Source organism: Methylophaga sp. UBA2496 (assembly GCF_002341635.1).
Lineage (GTDB): Bacteria > Pseudomonadota > Gammaproteobacteria > Nitrosococcales > Methylophagaceae > Methylophaga.
In genome coordinates this window covers 190,767-210,029 of record NZ_DDOK01000007.1, presented here as the reverse complement: position 1 = coordinate 210,029, position 19,263 = coordinate 190,767, and the positions used below count along the sequence as shown (strand labels likewise).

General features: G+C 45.2%; 19 protein-coding genes and 1 tRNA gene. 4 read left to right on the top strand and 16 right to left on the bottom strand.

From position 1 onward, the window contains the following. Positions 1-53 precede the first annotated feature (53 nt). A complete protein-coding gene (locus tag B2W60_RS10880; protein ID WP_292360648.1) occupies positions 54-4,301 on the top strand; it encodes an EAL domain-containing protein in 4,248 nt (1,415 codons plus the stop codon). Between the two features lie 19 nt (positions 4,302-4,320). Here the strand turns inward: B2W60_RS10880 and B2W60_RS10875 are convergent, their stop codons facing one another. The 6 genes from B2W60_RS10875 to B2W60_RS10850 form a co-directional block, all read right to left on the bottom strand. Next, positions 4,321-4,686, bottom strand: a complete 366-nt coding sequence (locus B2W60_RS10875; protein ID WP_278355629.1) for a hypothetical protein — start codon at positions 4,684-4,686, stop codon at positions 4,321-4,323. Positions 4,687-4,695: 9 nt separating this feature from the next. Further along, on the bottom strand, positions 4,696-5,007 hold the full coding sequence (locus tag B2W60_RS10870; protein WP_292360650.1) for a hypothetical protein: 312 nt from the start codon (positions 5,005-5,007) through the stop codon (positions 4,696-4,698). A gap of 342 nt (positions 5,008-5,349) precedes the next feature. Further along, positions 5,350-7,692 (bottom strand): nitric oxide reductase activation protein NorD, encoded by a 2,343-nt coding sequence (locus B2W60_RS10865; RefSeq protein ID WP_292360652.1) that lies wholly within the window; start codon positions 7,690-7,692, stop codon positions 5,350-5,352. Between the two features lie 39 nt (positions 7,693-7,731). After that, positions 7,732-8,544, bottom strand: coding sequence for a CbbQ/NirQ/NorQ/GpvN family protein (locus B2W60_RS10860; RefSeq protein WP_292360654.1), 813 nt, complete (start codon positions 8,542-8,544; stop codon positions 7,732-7,734). 92 nt (positions 8,545-8,636) lie between these two features. Next, on the bottom strand, positions 8,637-8,993 hold the full coding sequence (locus tag B2W60_RS10855) for a ribulose bisphosphate carboxylase small subunit (RefSeq protein ID WP_292360656.1): 357 nt from the start codon (positions 8,991-8,993) through the stop codon (positions 8,637-8,639). Between the two features lie 69 nt (positions 8,994-9,062). Continuing rightward, positions 9,063-10,481 (bottom strand): form I ribulose bisphosphate carboxylase large subunit, encoded by a 1,419-nt coding sequence (locus tag B2W60_RS10850; RefSeq protein ID WP_292360658.1) that lies wholly within the window; start codon positions 10,479-10,481, stop codon positions 9,063-9,065. 161 nt (positions 10,482-10,642) lie between these two features. Between B2W60_RS10850 and B2W60_RS10845 the strand changes: the two genes are divergently transcribed. Next, positions 10,643-11,593, top strand: coding sequence for a LysR family transcriptional regulator (locus B2W60_RS10845; protein WP_292360659.1), 951 nt, complete (start codon positions 10,643-10,645; stop codon positions 11,591-11,593). Here B2W60_RS10845 and B2W60_RS10840 read toward each other — a convergent pair. Genes B2W60_RS10840 through mscL form a run of 3 tightly spaced genes read right to left on the bottom strand, consistent with a single transcriptional unit; the run spans position 11,565 to position 12,531 of the window. Further along, entirely contained in the window at positions 11,565-11,894 is a 330-nt protein-coding gene (locus B2W60_RS10840) for a hypothetical protein (RefSeq protein ID WP_292363973.1), read from the bottom strand. The genes B2W60_RS10845 and B2W60_RS10840 overlap by 29 nt on opposite strands. Next, on the bottom strand, positions 11,827-12,078 hold the full coding sequence (locus tag B2W60_RS10835) for a hypothetical protein (protein ID WP_292360662.1): 252 nt from the start codon (positions 12,076-12,078) through the stop codon (positions 11,827-11,829). The genes B2W60_RS10840 and B2W60_RS10835 overlap by 68 nt, the downstream gene beginning before the upstream one ends. Positions 12,079-12,129: 51 nt before the next feature. Next, positions 12,130-12,531: a large-conductance mechanosensitive channel protein MscL gene (gene mscL / locus B2W60_RS10830; protein ID WP_292360664.1), complete on the bottom strand. Its 402-nt coding sequence runs from the start codon at positions 12,529-12,531 to the stop codon at positions 12,130-12,132. 178 nt (positions 12,532-12,709) lie between these two features. Between mscL and B2W60_RS10825 the strand changes: the two genes are divergently transcribed. After that, positions 12,710-13,696 (top strand): hypothetical protein, encoded by a 987-nt coding sequence (locus tag B2W60_RS10825; protein ID WP_292360665.1) that lies wholly within the window; start codon positions 12,710-12,712, stop codon positions 13,694-13,696. Positions 13,697-13,748: 52 nt separating this feature from the next. Then, the gene (locus B2W60_RS10820; protein ID WP_292360667.1) at positions 13,749-14,492 is read left to right on the top strand and encodes a hypothetical protein; all 744 of its coding nucleotides are present in this window, start codon (positions 13,749-13,751) and stop codon (positions 14,490-14,492) included. A gap of 5 nt (positions 14,493-14,497) precedes the next feature. Here the strand turns inward: B2W60_RS10820 and B2W60_RS10815 are convergent, their stop codons facing one another. From B2W60_RS10815 to pth, 7 genes are all read right to left on the bottom strand, one after another. Further along, entirely contained in the window at positions 14,498-14,932 is a 435-nt protein-coding gene (locus tag B2W60_RS10815; protein ID WP_292360669.1) for a hypothetical protein, read from the bottom strand. A 48-nt stretch (positions 14,933-14,980) separates the two neighbouring features. Further along, the gene (locus tag B2W60_RS10810) at positions 14,981-15,541 is read right to left on the bottom strand and encodes a hypothetical protein (RefSeq protein ID WP_292360671.1); all 561 of its coding nucleotides are present in this window, start codon (positions 15,539-15,541) and stop codon (positions 14,981-14,983) included. A gap of 79 nt (positions 15,542-15,620) precedes the next feature. After that, complete coding sequence (locus B2W60_RS10805; protein WP_292360673.1) at positions 15,621-16,001, bottom strand: hypothetical protein; 381 nt, start codon at positions 15,999-16,001, stop codon at positions 15,621-15,623. 227 nt (positions 16,002-16,228) lie between these two features. Further along, positions 16,229-16,305 (bottom strand) — tRNA-Met (locus tag B2W60_RS10800). A gap of 57 nt (positions 16,306-16,362) precedes the next feature. After that, the gene (locus B2W60_RS10795; RefSeq protein ID WP_292360675.1) at positions 16,363-17,427 is read right to left on the bottom strand and encodes a phospholipase A; all 1,065 of its coding nucleotides are present in this window, start codon (positions 17,425-17,427) and stop codon (positions 16,363-16,365) included. 60 nt (positions 17,428-17,487) lie between these two features. After that, positions 17,488-18,579, bottom strand: a complete 1,092-nt coding sequence (gene ychF / locus B2W60_RS10790) for a redox-regulated ATPase YchF (RefSeq protein ID WP_292360677.1) — start codon at positions 18,577-18,579, stop codon at positions 17,488-17,490. Between the two features lie 107 nt (positions 18,580-18,686). After that, positions 18,687-19,259, bottom strand: a complete 573-nt coding sequence (gene pth / locus B2W60_RS10785) for an aminoacyl-tRNA hydrolase (RefSeq protein ID WP_292360679.1) — start codon at positions 19,257-19,259, stop codon at positions 18,687-18,689. Positions 19,260-19,263: the final 4 nt, after the last annotated feature.

Sequence of the window (19,263 nt, the reverse complement as noted above, 5' to 3'; positions counted from 1 at the left end):
TCAAAGAATTAAAATTCTTGTTATTATCAGCATGTTATTCCAAGACGAATCTCATGCGCGTCACGCCTTACAATTTAACTTTATTGTTACTGTTTATCCTGCTTACCAGCTTGCTCGGCCAGGTTAAAGCAGCATCGACGGAATCTGTAACGGTACAACTAAAATGGCGTCATCAATTTCAGTTTGCCGGTTTTTATGCGGCTATTCAGCAAGGTTTTTACCAGCAGGAAGGTCTGGAAGTCTCTCTCCGCGAACGTCATCCCGGTATCAGCGTCATTAACGAAGTGACCAGTGGTCGTGCTGACTATGGCGTTGGCGGTATTGGCTTGTTAGCAGAATATGCTGATGGCAGCCCAATCAGGGCATTAGCTGCCATATTTCAGCATGATGCATTAGTACTGATAAGCAAAGCCCAGTCGGGCATTGTCAGTCCCTATGAAATGACAGGCAAACGAATCATGTTTGATGATTCAGCAGGAAATGATGCCGTATTCCTCGCCATGTTCGCTGATGCCGGCATATCCTCGGAAGACTACAAACTTATTCCACAGGATCAGCAGCTTGATAGTTTTATCAATGATCGTGTCGATGTGATGTCAATTTATCGGACCGATCAGCTTTTTGCTTTGAATCAGCTTGGCGTTACGGTTAACATCATCAACCCTCAAAGCTATGGCTTTGATTTTTATGGGGATATTTTATTTACAGGTGACCGGGAGCTGCGCAACAATCCTGGCCGCGCTGAACGTTTCCGCCGGGCGACATTAAAGGGCTGGCGCTATGCACTGGATAATCCCGATGAAATTATTGACTTGATTATCAATCAATATGGCAGTGATGCCAGCCTGGAACAACTCAAACATGAATTCAGAGAAATCCAAAAACTGATATTGCCCGACCTGATCCCCTTAGGACAGCTGGATCCAGCCCGTTTACGTCGCAGCGCACAAATATATGAACGTTTAAATATTGCTCCGGCACTTTCTGAATCCCAATTAGAGGGATTTATTTACCAATCCAATGCCGCGCTAAGACTGAGTCCTGAAGAACAATCCTGGTTGGAAGAGAATCCTGTTATCAAACTCGGCATTGATCGCGCCTTTGCTCCCTATGAGTGGATTAACAGCGAAAACAACTATCAAGGTCTGGCGGCAGAGTATATTCAGCTGCTGCAAGCCAAGCTCGGTATAGAGTTTGAGATCATCACTGATAAACCATGGCATGAGATTATCGCGATGGCAAAACGTGGTGAACTGGATATGCTGTCTTGTTTGAATATGAGTCCTGAACGCTCAGAATATTTATTGTTCAGCCAGCCTTACATCACCAATCCTGTTGTCATCGTCAATGCTAACCGCTTTGGCTATATCGGTACTCTGGAAAATCTGAAGGGTAAAACTGTGGCGGTGGAGAAAAACTATCATGTTCAGGAAAACCTGGCATTGAATTATCCTGAAATTAACCTGTTACTCACTGAAACGACAACAGAAGCCCTGAAAAAAGTCGCTACAGGCGAAGCTGATGCGTATGTTGGAGACGCTGCATATGCCAATTACGCGATCAAACAGGCCAACCTGATCAACTTGCAATTTGCCGGACAAACTCAGCAATACAACGCTTATCGAATGGGTATCAATCCCAGACATCCCCACTTGCAATCTATTATAAATAAGGTTTTGGCCAGTATTTCGGCAGAAGAAAGACAACGAATCGAACAATCCTGGATGGGGCTAAGCATTAACAGTGGTATTTCAAAAGCAACCCTCATCAAAATTGCCTTAACTATAGTCGCTATTATTATGGTTTTTGCGTTCTGGATCTATCGCCTCAAACAATCTGGCCAGGCATTAGCGCGTAATGAATCCAAATTACGCAGTATCGTAAACGCATCGCCTATCCCGCATATTCTGAGTGATGGTAAAAGTAAAATTATTTTTGTAAATAAAGCCTTTGTTGAGAGTTTTGGTTACGCACTTGAAGACTTACCCAGCTTGGCAGCATGGCTTGAAAAAGCATATCCGGATCCATCCTATCGTCAACTCACTAAACAGACCTGGGATGAGTTTGTAGCGGAGGCATTGCAACAGCGACTTCCCTACCGTGGTGAAGCAGTTGAAGTTAAAGTCATGACCCGTCAACAACAAACCAAGCATGTTTTGATTTCAAGCACAGCGATTAATGATGGTCAGACCAATGTGTTTATCACTATTTTTTATGACATCAGTGAACGTAAACTGGCCGAAGAAAAACTGAAATTATCCGGCCGGGTATTTCATCAGGCACATGAAGGCATTCTAATCACCAGCCCGGATGGTCGCATTGTGGACGTAAACCCGGCATTTTGTATCATTACCGGTTACAGCCCCGAAGAAGTTATTAATCAAAACCCTTCTATCCTCAAATCAGGGAAACACAGTGAAGCCTTTTACAGAGATATCTGGAAAAACGTTATAGAAAATGGTTACTGGCAGGGAGAAATATGGAACCGTCGTAAAAACGGTGAATTATTTGCCGAGCTTCTGACAATATCGACGTTATCCGACGAGCAAGGGAAAACCTTGCATTACCTTGGATTATTTTCAGATATTACCGAGATAAAAGAACAGCAACATGCGCTGGAAATGATGGCGCATTATGACATGCTGACCCAGTTGCCTAATCGAACGTTATTTGCAGACAGATTTCAACAAGCCATAGCGCATAGCATTCGTCAGCATAGCCTGCTGGCCGTTATTTTTCTGGATCTGGATGGCTTTAAACCCATAAATGACACTTACGGTCATGAAATCGGCGATCAGGTTCTCATTGAAGTAGCTCAACGCATTAAGGCATGTATCCGTCTGGATGACACGGCTTCCCGGTTAGGTGGAGACGAATTCGCTATTTTGCTCAATGACATCAGTTCAGTCGAACATTGTGAGCGTTTAGTGAGTAGATTGTTACGCACCATCCAACTGCCTTACCGGATTGACGGCGATTTTATTCAACTGGGCGCGAGTATGGGCGTCACCATTTATCCGTTGGATCAAGCTGATGCAGACACTTTACTGCGCCATGCTGACCAGGCGATGTATCAGGCCAAGCAGACGGGGCGTAACCGTTATTCAGTGTTTGATGCCATCCATGACAAACAAATTCTGCTCCAGCAAAGCAAGCTAGATAATTTGCATCATGCACTTACCAATGATCAGTTTTGTCTGTTTTACCAACCTAAAATTAATATGCGTAATGGACGTATTTACGGTGCTGAAGCACTGCTCCGCTGGAATCACCCGCAGCAGGGCATTCTGGAACCCACCACTTTTTTAAGTTTATTGGCTGGCACCGACCTGGAAATTCGTATTGGTAACTGGGTTATCGCTCAAACGCTAAAACAATTAGTGACGTTTCATCAGCAGGGCCGGAAGATAGAAATCAGTGTCAATATTTCTGCCCATCATCTGCAGTGGCCAGGATTCTATGACAGTCTCGATAGAATACTGTCGAAATACCCCGATTTATCCGCAGAATATTTGCAGCTGGAAGTTCTTGAAAGCAGTGTTTTAACCGATATTCACACTGTTTCGTCAATTATCGGAACCTGTCGCAATGGGCTTGGAGTCCGAATTGCCCTCGATGATTTTGGTACCGGCTATTCATCGTTAAGCCATCTGCGCCATCTGCCAGTCGATGTGATTAAAATTGATCAGAGCTTTGTCCGCGACATTATGGATGATCCAAATGATTTCACTATTGTCGAAGGTGTTATTGGCTTAAGTCATGCCTTTCAGCATCAGGTCATTGCTGAAGGTGTTGAGAGTATAGAGCACGGTTTAATGCTGATGACGATAGGTTGCGATATGGCACAAGGATACGTTATTGCCCAGCCAATGCCCGCAGATAAATTAAGTCAATGGATGCAGGATTACCAACCTGAAATACGCTGGCTGAACCATGCGCGTAATTCATTATCGCCTCAACAACGACTGCTGGCATTGATGCAAATGCAAGGGGAACAATGGTTACAGCGGGTGATTGCTAATCTTCACAGTAGTCCTGCGGAAATCATCAACTGGCCTTTAATGAATCCTAAACGCAGTCACTTCACACATTGGCTGGAGCAAGGCAAGCAGGAGGAATTGTTTAACCAGTTCTGGCTGGATCGACTCAAACTGGCCTATTACGAACTGTTTCATGCCGCGGCCGGTTTGCGTAATCAATTTGAAGAAAACGAGACTGAATCAGCCCGAAAGGGCATTGCAGACCTGCAAAAGTTATATGCAGAAGTACAGACCATTCTGGCATCACCATCCCAGTGGTAATCAACGATTATGGCTATATTTACTTACTGGTAGATTTTAGGATGGCACTCAGATTTTCCAGCATGCCTTGCTGAGCTCTTTTTAATACCAGTCCGGCATGAACATGGAATAAACGCAGATGACAATTAACCGGTAAATGTAAATTGTCCCGATGCCGTGTTTCAAACTCCAACCAGGCGGCTACAGGAACGTCATTTAACGCTTTATCTACAATAATCCATGCATCACGTTGCACTATCAGTTCAAGCGTTTTTAACTCAGGAATCGCAAAGCGTAAGCCATCTGGAAAACGCTTTGATACCCGCTGAGCCTGATTGAATAAAACGGCTTCTACCCAGACATGTCGAGTTTCAAAAACCGGAATCTCAAGATGTCGGGTATACATCGAGACTCTTCAGACTTCGTCGATAAGATCTCGCTCGGCGTCCCAGCCGGCCTGCCTGGCTTGAGCAAAAGCAGAATTATGAATACGCATAAAATTCTGCTGCATTTCCGGTGGCAGATTCGCCACCCGAAAGCCATATTTTTCCCATTCGAGATTGACCTTGCGCCACAAATCTTCTAATCCGGCCGCCAGCCAGCCTTCACAGGTTTCCGTTTCCGGAATCAAGCCGAATACCCAGGCATCCCGAATGATTTTGCCGGTATCGGTCATCGCACCATTAATTTCCTTATCAATACCAACGTAACGTTTTTGATCTTTCATGATTTTTCCTAGGGCTTGTTGATCTTTCATATCCACCACTGCTGGCGGCTATTTTTTCGTCCTACAAGACGGAAATGATGCGATGTAGTTGTTCTACATAAGTCATTTCCAACGCCGTAGGGCGGAAAAATAGCCCCAGCCCTTTGGGTTGTGACTGAAAAACGCCACTCTTCGTTGCTCGTCACTTATTTAGAACAACTACAAAAACGCCGGGAGCGTTTTTGAGCGTATAAGCCCCAATGGGGTGAGATACATGGATGTATCTCACAAAAGGCGCTCCTCGTGCCTTGATTGACGCTTTTTCAGCTCACAACAGAGGCGGAGATGAAAGATCAACAAGCCCTAACGGGTCAGGCTGGCAAATAAAGTAGGCAATTTTTCCGGTAAACGATCAACATGATCGATGATCGTGTAGTTATTTTCACCAAAAATTCGTTTAACGTAACTATCAGCATTCGCATCAAGCGTCAGACAATAGGTCATCACACCGCGGCTCCATAATTCATCCACGGCTTTGCGGGTATCATGTCGTAAATGTTGTGGATCGCGCTCATCTATATCCGAAGGTTCACCATCGGTGACCAGCAATAATAATTTGCGGCGTTCCGGTTGTTTTAGCAGGTGTTGTGCCGCGTGACGCATCGCGGCGCCCATTCGTGTCGATAAACCACCCTTCATCCCCGCCAGCCGTGATTTTGCTTCATCATCAAAAGGCTGATTGAAATTTTTAAAGCGGAAATATTGCACATCATGCCGGCCATCCGAGGCAAAGCCATGAATCGCAAAGGGATCACCGATGCCATTGATGGCTGTAGCCACCAGGGTTGCTGCTTCACGCGTCAAATCCAGAACCGTCTTCTCACTGCCTTCGATAACATCATTGGTGGATTCCGATAAATCCAGTAACACCGTTACGGCTAAATCCCGATTTTTTATCACATTACGCATGGTGATACGTGTATTGGGTTGCTCGCCCATACGGATGGCAATCATTGCATCAACCGCAGCATTGATATCAATTTCGTCGCCATCTTCCATATTGCGAACTCGCTGCACCCCGGCCGGTGTCAATAAGTCGATGATCTGCCGGATACGATGTGCCACCGGTTTATATTCTTTGAGGATATTATCAATGTCTTCTGGATCACCTTTCTTGGGACGATATTCATATACCGTGCTCCAATCCGGACGATAAAGCTGTACCTGATAATCCCATTCCTGATAATGATAGGGTCCGGAGACGGGATCTTTACCCCACATCTCATTAAAGCTGACCGTGGCTTCACCGGCATCTTCATATGGCATGAATTTGGTTGAGCAGATCCAGATTTCCTGGGCATCATCGCCGGCCAGCTCACAATCCACTTCATTGGCCATTTCAACGGCGCTGACATATCTGCGAACCTGCCGCTGGCTGGCCGGAATATATTCAGCCCCGTGCGCCAGAAAATCGAATTCTTCAAACTCCCAGACAAAACGGTTATCGTCGCGATAAGGCAAACGAATGGATTCTAATATTCGTAAACTGGGCACCTCGCGCTTTTCGGCAAACACATGAAACAGCTCCATTCCCAGATCCCAGCTGAACTGGTTATTCTGAGATTGAGTTGCAATGTTTTCATGAAACCTGACCGCTAAAGCATCCAATTGCTCATCATCATTTTTAAGTGATGCATCATGCAGGCAACGGGCGAATTGTTCGAGTTTTAACAGGCCAGCATGTTCCACATTCTGACTTTGTTCAACATTTAACAGGTTGCCCCAGAGCTTCTGCAGACCGGGGAAATCCTGTATCGCCAGATATTCAACGCGGGCATCTTCCACCAGTCCGATAAAAAACAGCTGCGCCGGGCTGAGTTGTTCGGCGGAAATCGGTGCTCGGGTATATTGAATATGGGCTGCCAGATGGGCGGCCTGAGCCCGATAGAGCGCCAGACCACTGACACCTTCAATATCATCCACAGCATCCGGAAGATGCATCACAAAATGGTCGATATAAGGTTTGAATCCTTCGTAATCTGCTGCGGTGGGTCGCAGAAAAAAATCCCTGCCCCATAATGCCCGCAGATAAAAATTCAGTTTGCGTTGAGTATCAATAAACAACGTACCGCGACGCTCCTTCTGCAGCATTTTCTTGCTGTCAGCGGTTTCCAGGGCAAAGTATTTGACCAGGCTGTTCAAATCGCGACGGTAAGCCTCGGCACCAAAGTTGGCCCAGCGACGTAAACCGGACAAAGTAAGTTTGGACAATAATTCATCCATAATACCCAGCATAGGTCTTAAGCCACGGGAAGATTTGGCTGACAGCTGATGAATCAGGTTTAAATAACCGCGTAATAATTCTGGGTCACCCAATCGCCGGGCAGCAATTGGCAGACTATGAATCATCAGTGCAATGACCTCACCTGAGGTCATTGACGATAATTTCATCGCCGCATTGATGCAATCACGAATGACATCTTCACCACATTCTTTGACAACTTGTGGAATATCTTCCAGAAAGGCAACCACCAGCTCTTTACCCCGACCCAGCTCTGCCAAGCCTTTGGCGCCTTCCATATATTCCTGCAAACCGGCAGGCGACATGATTCTGGCTGCATCCTGAAAAGTACTGTCCAAGGTATGCACCAGTTCTGGCGCTATTTTTTCAAGCTGTTCGCGGTAATCGTTTAGATTGACGCTCATGATGTGATATCCAAACCGGAGAAACCGGGTCGGCCTTTATCAACTAACAAAGAAGGTATGAACAGCGGCTTCCAGCGTTTCACGCATATCCGGATCATCAGTCAATGGTGTGACTAACGTCATCTGGCAGGCAGCCAAAGGCTCAACACCTTCTGCAATCATTTGCCCTGCATAGACCAGAAGACGGGTGGAAATACCTTCATCCAGGCCATGACCTTTCAGGTTGCGGGCACGATGCGCAATCTGTACCAGTTTTTTGGCTATCTCAGCATCGACACCGGTTTCCCTGGCGACAATTTCGGCCTCCAGCTCGGCGTCAGGATAATCAAAATTCATTGCACCGAAACGTTGCTTGGTGGATTGCTTGAGATCTTTCATCAAGCTCTGATAACCGGGATTGTAGGAAATCACCAGTTGAAAATCTTTATGGGCTTCGACCAATTCACCTTTTTTATCCAGCGGCAGGCTGCGACGGTGATCGGTTAAGGGATGGATAACGACGGTTGTATCCTGACGTGCTTCCACTACTTCATCCAGATAACAGATAGCACCGATACGGGCAGCCGTGGTCAATGGACCATCCTGCCACTTGGTACCATCTTTATCGAGCAGAAACCGCCCAACCAGATCGGAGGCGGTCATGTCTTCATTACAGGCAACTGTGATCAACGGGCGGCCCAGTTTCCAGGCCATATATTCGACAAAACGGGATTTACCACAACCGGTCGGACCTTTAAGCATTACCGGCATACGGCGCGCGTAAGCGGCTTGATACAGCTCCACTTCATTACTGACCGGACGGTAAAAAGGTTCTGTTTTGACTTTATACTGTTCAGCAATTTTCTCGCTCATCGCAGTAACCTCAGGGTATTCGTTGGAAAGTTTGGTGGTACGTATTTGAAAAAGCCCCTGACACTGTGGTCAGGGACTGATTCGATTTGATGTTATACCGACTGACCGCGGAACACGACCATTTCTGCGCCTTTAGATTGAGCATAATTATCATAACCCACCAAACGCACATGGTTTTTCGGATGTGCTTTGTGGCAGGCTTCGGCTTCAGCCAGAATGCGATCCACATCGGTTTCCCCGAATAAAGGCAGTTTCCACATATACCAGTAGTGACCAAATGCATTTTCTGGTTCAGTGTGTTCTACTGCAGGGTTCCAGCCTTTACTGACGATGTATTCAACCTGTTTACGGATACGTGCAGCATCCATTTCCGGCAAATATGAGAAGGTTTCAAACTTACGGCTTGATGCATCGGCAAGGCTTGAAGCGTAATCTTGCATTTCACTCATTGTCATTTCCTCAAATAATGTCAAATTCGATATCAGTAAACCATGGTCAGCAGTGCCGACCAGCATCGCTTATTTATGGGCAACGTCTAATTTATCGACGGTATCGAATTCGAATTTGATTTCTTTCCAGGTTTCCATTGCGATCTTCAGCTCAGGGCTATGCTCAGCAGCAGCGGTCAGGATTTCTTTCCCTTCTTTTTCCAGCTCTCTGCCGTGGTTACGTGCTTCTACGCAAGCTTCCAATGCCACACGGTTGGCTGCTGCACCCGCCGCATTACCCCATGGATGACCCAATGTACCGCCACCAAACTGTAATACCGAATCATCACCAAAGATGCTGACCAGTGCAGGCATATGCCATACGTGAATACCACCGGAAGCGACCGGCATAACACCAGGCATGGATGCCCAATCCTGATCAAACATAATGCCGCGGCTGCGATCTTCTTTGATATAAGAGTCACGCATAATATCGATCCAGCCCAGTGTTGCAGCACGGTCGCCTTCCAATTTACCAACCACAGTACCTGAATGCAGGTGATCACCACCTGACAGACGCAGCATTTTGGTTAATACACGGAAATGGATACCATGGTTCGGATTGCGATCCAGTACCGCATGCATTGCACGGTGAATATGCAGCAACATACCGTTATCACGACACCAGTTGGCCAGACCTGTGTTGGCCGTGAATCCACCCGTCAGGTAGTCATGCATGATAATGGGTGCACCCAGTTCTTTGGCATACTCAGCACGTTTGTACATTTCTTCAGGGGTTGGCGCTGTAACGTTCAGATAATGACCTTTACGTTCACCCGTTTCGATTTCAGCTTTGTCGATCGCCTCCATAACAAAGTCAAAACGTTGTCTCCAGCGCATAAATGGTTGTGAGTTAACGTTTTCATCGTCTTTGGTAAAATCCAGACCGCCACGCAAACATTCATATACGGCACGACCGTAGTTTTTGGCAGAGAGACCCAGCTTTGGCTTGATGGTGCAGCCCAGCAATGGACGACCATATTTGTTCATGATGTCACGCTCAACCTGGATACCATGAGGAGGACCACCACAAGTCATTACGTACGCAACAGGAATTCGCACGTCTTCCAGACGTAATGAACGCACTGCTTTAAAACCGAAAACGTTACCCACCAGAGAAGTCAGCACGTTTACGACTGAACCTTCTTCAAACAAATCGATGGGGTATGCAATAAAGGCATAGAACGCCTCATCGTTGCCTGGAACATCCTCAATAGCGTAAGCGCGACCTTTATAGTAATCCAGGTCTGTCAGCAAATCAGTCCAGACAGTGGTCCAGGTGCCAGTCGATGATTCCGCCGCAACCGCCGCAGCCGCTTCTTCACGAGGCACACCTTCTTGCGGGATGACCTTGAAGCAGGCCAGGAAATCAGTGTCTTTCGGAGTGTAATCAGGCATCCAGTATGTTTCGCGATACTCTTTTACACCCGCTTGGTAAGTCTTTGCCATGGTGTTCTCTCCAGGATTATGCGCAAGCAGATTAATCAAACTGTTTTTTTGCCGAGGTAAGTTTACTTCAGCGACAATTTTATGTCTGTGACAAAAATAGTTGACTTTAACCATTAAAACAAGTTAATAATTTTTATCCTTAACATAAATTAAAGTTATATATGCTGCATGCATCCTTACAACAATTACGTTTATTCGAAGCGACGGCTCGATTGATGAGTATTACCCGCGCCGCAGAAGAAAAACATTTAACACAACCGGCCGTGTCGATTCAGATGAAAAAACTGGAAGAGTCTGTCGGCATGCCACTCTTCGAAACGGTAGGCCGAAAATTGCACCTGACGGTTGCGGGCCATGAACTCTATGATGCCTGTCGCGATGTATTAGAGCGGCTGGCAGATCTCGATGCCGCTCTGGCTGATTTACAGGGTGAAGTCGCCGGGCCGGTCAATCTGGTGGTGGTCAGCTCCGCCAAATATTTTCTGCCCTATCTCCTGGGTAATTTCATAAAACGCTATCCCAAAGTCGAACCAAGACTCCGGGTAACCAATCGAGCACGGTTATTGGAGCGTCTGGATGCCAATGAAGATCATCTTTATATCATGGGTCAGGTGCCCGAGGATCTGCCCGTAGTTGAATATCCGTTTCTGGAAAATGTCCTGGTCATTGTCGCCCGGCCTGATCATCCATTGGCTACACAAAAAAACATTCCGTTAAAAGCCATTGCGGAACAACGTCTGATTGGCCGGGAGCCCGGTTCCGGCACACGCAAAGCAGTTGAAGAATTATTTGCCAAATCAGGACTCAAGGTCTCGCCCTATATGGAGCTAAGTGGGGCAGATGAAATCAAGCATGGGGTGATGGCTGGCCTGGGGGTGGCAGTGTTGTCATTACATAGTCTGCGACTGGAATTAGCTGCTAATAAAATTGTAATACTGGATGTGGAAAACTTTCCATTACGCCGCCGCTGGTATGCTGTGCATCGTCAAGGCAAACGATTGTCACTGGCCGCACAGACATTTCTGGATTATCTGCAACAGGAAGGTGAACAGGAAATCGAACATTTATTGACGCATGACAGTGCTATCCTTGCTGGCACCCCAGACGTTTAGCCTGATCAATCAAATCCACCACCGAAGTTTGCTGCTGATTGTGGCATTGACTGAGAAAGCGTCTCTGTGTGCCGAGGGAATAGGTGTTTTCAATAAATCGGCAATCATTCATTGAAGCGGATTTATCCCATCCCGCCAGGCGTTGAATGGATTGGGAGAAATTACCTTTCTGAAATAACACCACCTCAGCCGGGCGTTGTTCAATTTTGCTGAGATGTACTTGATATCGATCATCACAATCCAGCTGGGTTATTGAATACTGCAGAAATAAATGACCAGCGAACCCAGACAAATTGTTCAACTAAGGTGAAAATCACTCCGGTCAGGCACAATATAACGCCCGTATAGAAAAATACCGGAACCAGCCATTTTGCATACCTTGACGGACTGCCGATAAAACCAGCCAGATAGCCGTAAAATAACATCGAAACCAGCAATATCGCCACGATAAGGCTAACAGCTACTCTGGCAAATAATGGCATCATGGCAGAAACAGAAAAAACCGGACACCAGACAGGTATCCGGCCCAACCAGATTTATTTCTGTTTCAAAATGTCGCGAATTTCGGTTAACAGAATTTCTTCTTTTGTCGGCGCAGGTGGTGCCTCAGGAGCCGCCTCTTCTTTCGCTTTCAATGAGTTCATGACCTTGATGGCTATAAAAATCGCAAAGGCAATAATCACAAAATCAACAATCGTTTGAATAAACTGCCCATAGGCAATAACGACTGCCGGCGTATCTCCAACCGCTTCTTTGAGGACTATCGCCAGATCTTTGAAATCGACCCCACCCATTAACAAACCGAGTGGCGGCATAATGACATCGGAAACAAACGATGAAACAATCTTGCCAAATGCCACACCGATAATGATACCAACTGCCATATCAACCACATTACCGCGCATCGCAAACTTTTTGAATTCTTGTACCATGCTCATAAACACTCTCCTTTTGACTTGAACAAACTTCCTGACAAAACGCATTTTTACGTCTTTTATATCAGCAGTTTAGAATATATGACATAAAAAATTTTTCTTTGGAAAATTAGCGGACAATAGAAGTGTCTTTATGTAAGTAAACACTTTCTCATTCTTCGACAAATGTATAAGGCTATTTATGGCAATTGGTTTTTTTCAAAAACGCATTGAAGAAATTATCAGCAATATTGTGAACGCTGACGACGCTACTGCACTATCAGCGGAACAATTGGAGCAACTCTCATCACAGTTAGCGTTGTATTTTTCGACTATCCTGCTGACTCTGGCAGGCATTCTGCTGATTGCAGTATTTCTGTTATGGATAGTCAAACGACGAGCCAATGATGGTTCACAGACAAATAAAGAACTGGAACGACAACGCCTGTTACAGGACCTGGAAAGCCAATTTCTGTCTATCAGCAATCAACCGGCGTTATGGTTAACCAATCGATCAACATTTGATGCCAAAGTGGTCTATGAATTCGCATTGGCTCTGACACCTGAAGTAAGCTGGTATACCCCGCAAAATATTAAGACGTCATGGCATATGGGTGACCGCATGGCAGTTATCACTGATCAGGATGATTTACTGACCGCCAGTGTGCTGGATGAAATTCTGTTCTGGTTCCGCAGCCTGGATCGTGCTGTAGCAGGCGAATTAATTAAAGTTGAGGATATCTATAGTTTGTGGCGTCAGATATTGCCCTTTTCCATTGATAACCGTTTCAGTTTTATGGCCGCCTATTTTGCAGAGGATAAGCGGGGCAGCCTGGATGATTTGGAAGCTGTTCGGCAAGTATTGATGGGGGTAATTCGTTATTGCCAGCAGCAAAAACTTTCCCAACCATTGAAATATATAAATGGCCGGCTTGATCCATTATTCTTTGATGAACTTCCCAAAGGGATGAAAACCGGGCTCGAAGCGGCCAGACCCAATAAAGTCCGTCGCCAGGATCCCGTTGTCATGGATGAAGCGCCAGTCATTACACAAAAAAATAAAACTGAGCGTAAAGAACCACTGGTTATCAACCCTGAAACAGTCGCTGAAAAACCTAAACATACGACACGTAAAGAACCGACCGTCAGTTTTGAAGGTGTGGATATCGAGACCCAAAAACCGGAGTAATATCTGGTAAACCAGAACGAGTGGATCGGTATAAAGAATGGGGGGCTGGGTAATGAGAAATTATTCAATTGTCTTATTGATATGTATCGGCATATCACATGTCAGTCTGGCCCAGCAAACAGAAGAGATATATGTGATTGCCGATGGTCGCTTGCCATCGGCAGCCACTGATCAAAGTTACTGGCTAAACCATCCAGCTATTCTTCAGTCGAGTAGTCAGTCCAGAGAATACTGGCTCCGGCATAACGCTGTGTATGAAGAAGATTTTCGAATCATGGATAGTGCTCAGGGCAACTTCACCCGATCAGCTAGCGAGCAAACCGCCGTATTATATTTACTGAGCTTATGGCCACGCTGTTGCAGCAATATGGGACTCGCCATCGTTGAAAATCAGCAGCTTGTTCGCAACATCGTATTTGCTGGAGGCACTCATCATTTATTTCCCGTTGCTGATATTAATGATGATGGGCTGGATGAATTAGCACTGGTTAGTAGTTTTGGCATGGGTGGTAGTAATGAAACCAGTTTAAGTGTTATTTCGTTGGCTAACGATTCAACGATATTAAAAGGTAGATTTCCTCTGATTCAGAACAACTGTGCAACAATGAGTGAGCGTAGTGAACGAAATTTCTTTCGTATTAGTTTTGATAAAACCGCTCCAGATCAATTCAGCCTTGAGCAATACCAAACCGGATGTGATGATGTTCAAGATAACGAAAAAGCCACCTCGGTCACTAGCATTCCGGTAGAAGCCGTCGAAATCAACGATGACTATATTGATTTGCCAATTAACTGACCAACTTATTCCACCACATTATTTGTTTTACAAACGTTTGATAATACGGCGACAGCCAAATCAATCTGGAAAGTAGGTTCTTTGTGCTCTTGAAGAAAATACTGTTGTACTCGATAGGCTTCTTGCTCTTTTTCAATGCGTTGTTCACAGCTCATTTCCGACGGCACTAACTCACCATTTAAGTCCTGCAGATAATGCACCATTTCGTGAATAATAAAGCCTCTGGCACTTTGATCCTGCTCTAATTGCATCCGCTCATCGTAGTAAATAATTTGTGTATCTGTGTCGTAATAGGCTACAGCGGTACAGAATTGATCTTCACATAATGTTTTAACCAATTGTTGATGGCTCACCGCTTCAACCACCGGCAAATCAACAGGCTGTTGATACCCGGTTAACGTAACTGCCCAAACTAACAAACCGTTTATTAGCTCCTGCATGTCTATTGCTCCAATGCTGACAAAGTCATGTGGGATAAAATGCCGAAATTAAAGCGATTCAAAGAGCTCCAGTATCGCTTCCTGATGACTCAGTTTTTGTTGTCTTAAATTACTGTAATTCGCACAAAGTTCACCATAAACAAAACGCCCATTTACGGTTTGAAGTTGAGCTGCAAAATCCTCAAGCATTTGATCTTCGTCTGCTGCAATGCCCATTTCCTGTAATTGGCGGGTGGTTTGCACAGTACGATTGGCTATCACACGAGGTTGTTCATGCACATGGGGCTTAATAGACGATAGAAGTCTCTGGTAATAGTTGGTATCGCGTGTTTTATCAGCACCTGGCTTAGCTTGATAAAGGGTTAACAACCATTGCTCAGGTGGAGTAGGATCGGCAACCGATAACATTTCAACGGGTTTAGCTTCAGGCATTCCTTGCTGTAAATTTTGCGGAACCGGCTTGATAACAGCATATGAAGGTTGTTCATCAAACTCTTGAGACTGTTGCACTTCATTATCTTCACAGCCACTTATTGCCATGAAACTTAAAGAAACAGAAAAGACGATCAATAAACGCTTAATTATTACGCCATGGACTGATCTTTCCATTAGTCTGCTCCTTTAGTGTTTCACCCTATTAAGTTTGTAAACAATCACCGATTTTTTGCTGATCAAATCATGCTGTGTATTACTGTTGATCTCCGTATCGTTCGTTTACCCCGGCTTCGCTTATAAAGGTCGCTGAAACCAACTCCCAACGCTGCTCAGCATCAAACACCCTGCTACACCCTAATGCCTGAGAAGCGGAGGGTTTTATGGGAAACATAGATCGCCCGCCCTGTCGCACATCATAAAAATAGCGGTCCAGATGCAAGTCAATGATTTGTTTTTCATGCGTATTTTTTACAAAAATCCGTGCACCACCTTTCTTTTCACAATCCTCATCCGCTTCTTCATAGAACTCAATAAAGCGGCTGGCATCGTCTTCGGCTGCCACTAAACTATTGGCTGATAAAAGTATTCCGGCAAAACAAGCAAACAACGCGACAGACACCGGCTTAATGGACATGAATTTGCTCCTGAGTAATATAAGTTAGACGAATCTACTGCAGACTAGAGGGTAAATTTCAAAGTTTCTCCCGCCCCAACATTGAGGTCATTTTCCCTATAACCTTCAGGAAAACATTGTTGATATTAGCCAATGCTTTACGCAATTCACTGGGTTAACTGAAAGAATAAAATTAAGGCGAAAATTTCAGACATAAAAAAACCTGCCGAAGCAGGTTTTTGAATTTGTGGTGGCTACACCTAGATTCGAACTAGGGACCCCATCATTATGAGTGATGTGCTCTAACCAACTGAGCTATGTAGCCACGAAGCCGAGCATTTTACTTGTCTGGGCAGTAAATATCAACAATTTAGCGATAGGGTTACAACCAATCACTGAATTGAATACCAAAACCAATGCTATTGGTACGGTGATCGTAATCAATCAAACTTTCACCATACCCATTAAACCATTGCACATAACCTCTGAAGTTTTTATACAGAGGAAAGCTCCAGCCCAGTTGCGTTGCACCTTTATTATTACCGCGAAGGTTATTACGTATCATCAGATCAAAGCTGTGGTCACCATATTTATAAACCGAGGTGAAATCGAAATTACCCAAATATTTTTCAATATCCGGATTATCATCCGAACTGCTGCGCTCCGGGATGCGATACCACGGACGGGCGGAGAAATAGAAATCCCCTTTTTCGACAACAAACTCGGCAAACACACGATTCCAGCTTCGGGAAAGCTCTCCACTCTGGCCGTTCGATTGATGATTGATACCCACATTAATCAGAGAGTTCTTGAATCCCAGCAACTCTGTATCATTTGCAAAAGACAGCCATGCTTCAGGTTCATGGTTTGAATCGCGAAATGCTGCCGAGCTATCACTATTGAACATTTGCCAGAAAGAACGGTTGGTATAGGCAATAAACGCATCGGCACGACCATCAAACAACCCACGAACAACGGGCAATTTTAAGCTGATCTGAAATTTGCTTTCCCATGGTTGAAAATCATAGTCACGATCCGGATCCGCTGCATCGAAAGGCGCCTCATTTGCTGAACCTACATTGTTACTGAAGATAAAGTAATTCGGACGATGTGGTAAAAAGGCAAAGGGATTATTTGATTGCGTTTTTTCCAGTACTAAACGGCGTGATAAGGCTGATCCATCTGCCGTTTCAATTGTGCCTTCATTCTCATCAATTGAAATAGCTTCCAGCTGCTCATCATTCATTTCAGAAAGATATGCCGGTTGTTCCTGCTCTTTTTTTTCTGCAGCAATATCGGCAGAACAGATTTCGCGAATATTTCCAACGGTTACACTATCGTCCGATGTAGCCATTTTGGAAAGTATGCATGCATCCATTGCCTGATCTGCATAGGCTACATTGGCGAAAAATGGTGCCAACAGCACCCCGACAAACCATCTTTTCATGACGCTTCCTTTGTTTTCAGAGTGCCTTGTCGAACTTACATGGCAGAGGCAGTATTTGGTCTAAACGTTAAACCTGAAATGCATTACATCGCCGTCTTTGATGACATATTCTTTACCTTCAAGGCGCCATTTTCCGGCATCTTTTGCGCCTTGTTCGCCATTGAACTGTACGAAATCTTCGTAGCCGATGACTTCTGCGCGAATAAAACCTTTTTGGAAATCAGTATGGATCACCCCGGCGCCTTCCGGTGCAGTCGCGCCGACTTCAACGGTCCAGGCGCGAACTTCCTTAACACCAGCAGTAAAATAGGTATGTAATCCCAGCAGTTGATAACCACTGCGGATCACCCGATTCAGACCCGGTTCATCCTGTCCCAGTTCCTCAAGAAACTCTGCTTTATCTTCATCCGCCAGATCGGCAATCTCTGATTCGATAGCAGCACAAATGGCCACCACAATCGCATTCTCTTTTTCAGCCAGTGATTTGACGGCATCCAGAGCCGGATTATTTTCAAAGCCATCTTCAGCAACATTGGCAATATACATCGTGGGTTTAATCGTCAGTAAATGCAAACCTGTTAATAATCCCAGCTGATCTTCATCAAGGTTCATTGCCCTGACAGGTAAGCCTTGATCCAGATGCTCACGAATCTTTACCAGTAAATCCAATCGTGCTTTGGCTGTTTTGTCACCACCTTTGGCATCCTTGGTGGTTTTGGTTATGGCTTTTTCCACCGATTCGAGATCGGCTAATGCCAGTTCGGTATTAATGACTTCAATATCATCCAGTGGTGAGACCTTACCCGAAACATGCACGACGTTTTCATCTTCAAAACAACGTACGACATGTGCGATAGCATCGGTTTCACGAATATTGGCCAGAAATTTATTACCTAACCCCTCACCTTTCGATGCACCGGCCACTAAACCGGCAATATCGACAAATTCCATGGTCGTAGGCAAAACGCGTTGCGGTTTTACAATGGCTGCCAGCTTATCCATCCGCGGATCCGGTACCGGCACGATGCCAACATTCGGCTCGATAGTACAGAACGGGTAGTTTTGTGCTTCGATTCCGGCTTGCGTCAGCGCATTAAATAAAGTGGATTTGCCTACATTAGGTAAACCGACAATACCGCATTTAAATCCCATGAGAAATCCTTAGGGGTTATTTATATATGAATGATTAAAAATTACTCGCACCTTAAACCGTTGCCTATGCAGATCACAATAAACTGAGTTAAAAAACCAAGCTGTTCTTATTGTGAGTGCAGCCAGTTCATGGCTTTTTCCAGATTGCCTGAAAGTACTTCAGGTAAAACCCGCAAGCTGTTATCGATACTTGTCAGAATATTTTCCCGATCTGCTGGTGAGGGTTTACTCAGGACATAATCAGCGACTTGCTTGCTATTACCAGGATGGTCAATGCCAATCCGGCAACGTAAAAATTCTTTACTGCCCAGTTGACTTACGATGTCACGCAAACCATTGTGACCGCCATGGCCGCCGCCACTTTTCAGGCGAACTGTGCCAGCAGGTAAATCCAGTTCATCGTGAATAACAAGAATATTTTCTGGGAGGACTTTATAAAAATTGGCCAGTGCAGCAACAGACTGTCCGCTGCGATTCATAAACGTAAGAGGTTTAATTAGCCAGACTTTATGTTCCGGAGTTGTGTATTGGACCAGTTGACCATGAAATCGGGATTCTGTTTTAAAACTCAGCCCCAAATCCTTAGCCAACTGATCCAACCACCAAAACCCGACGTTATGTCGGGTTTGTTCATATTGGGAACCGGGATTGCCCAGACCGGCGATAATCCAGTTTGTCATAACA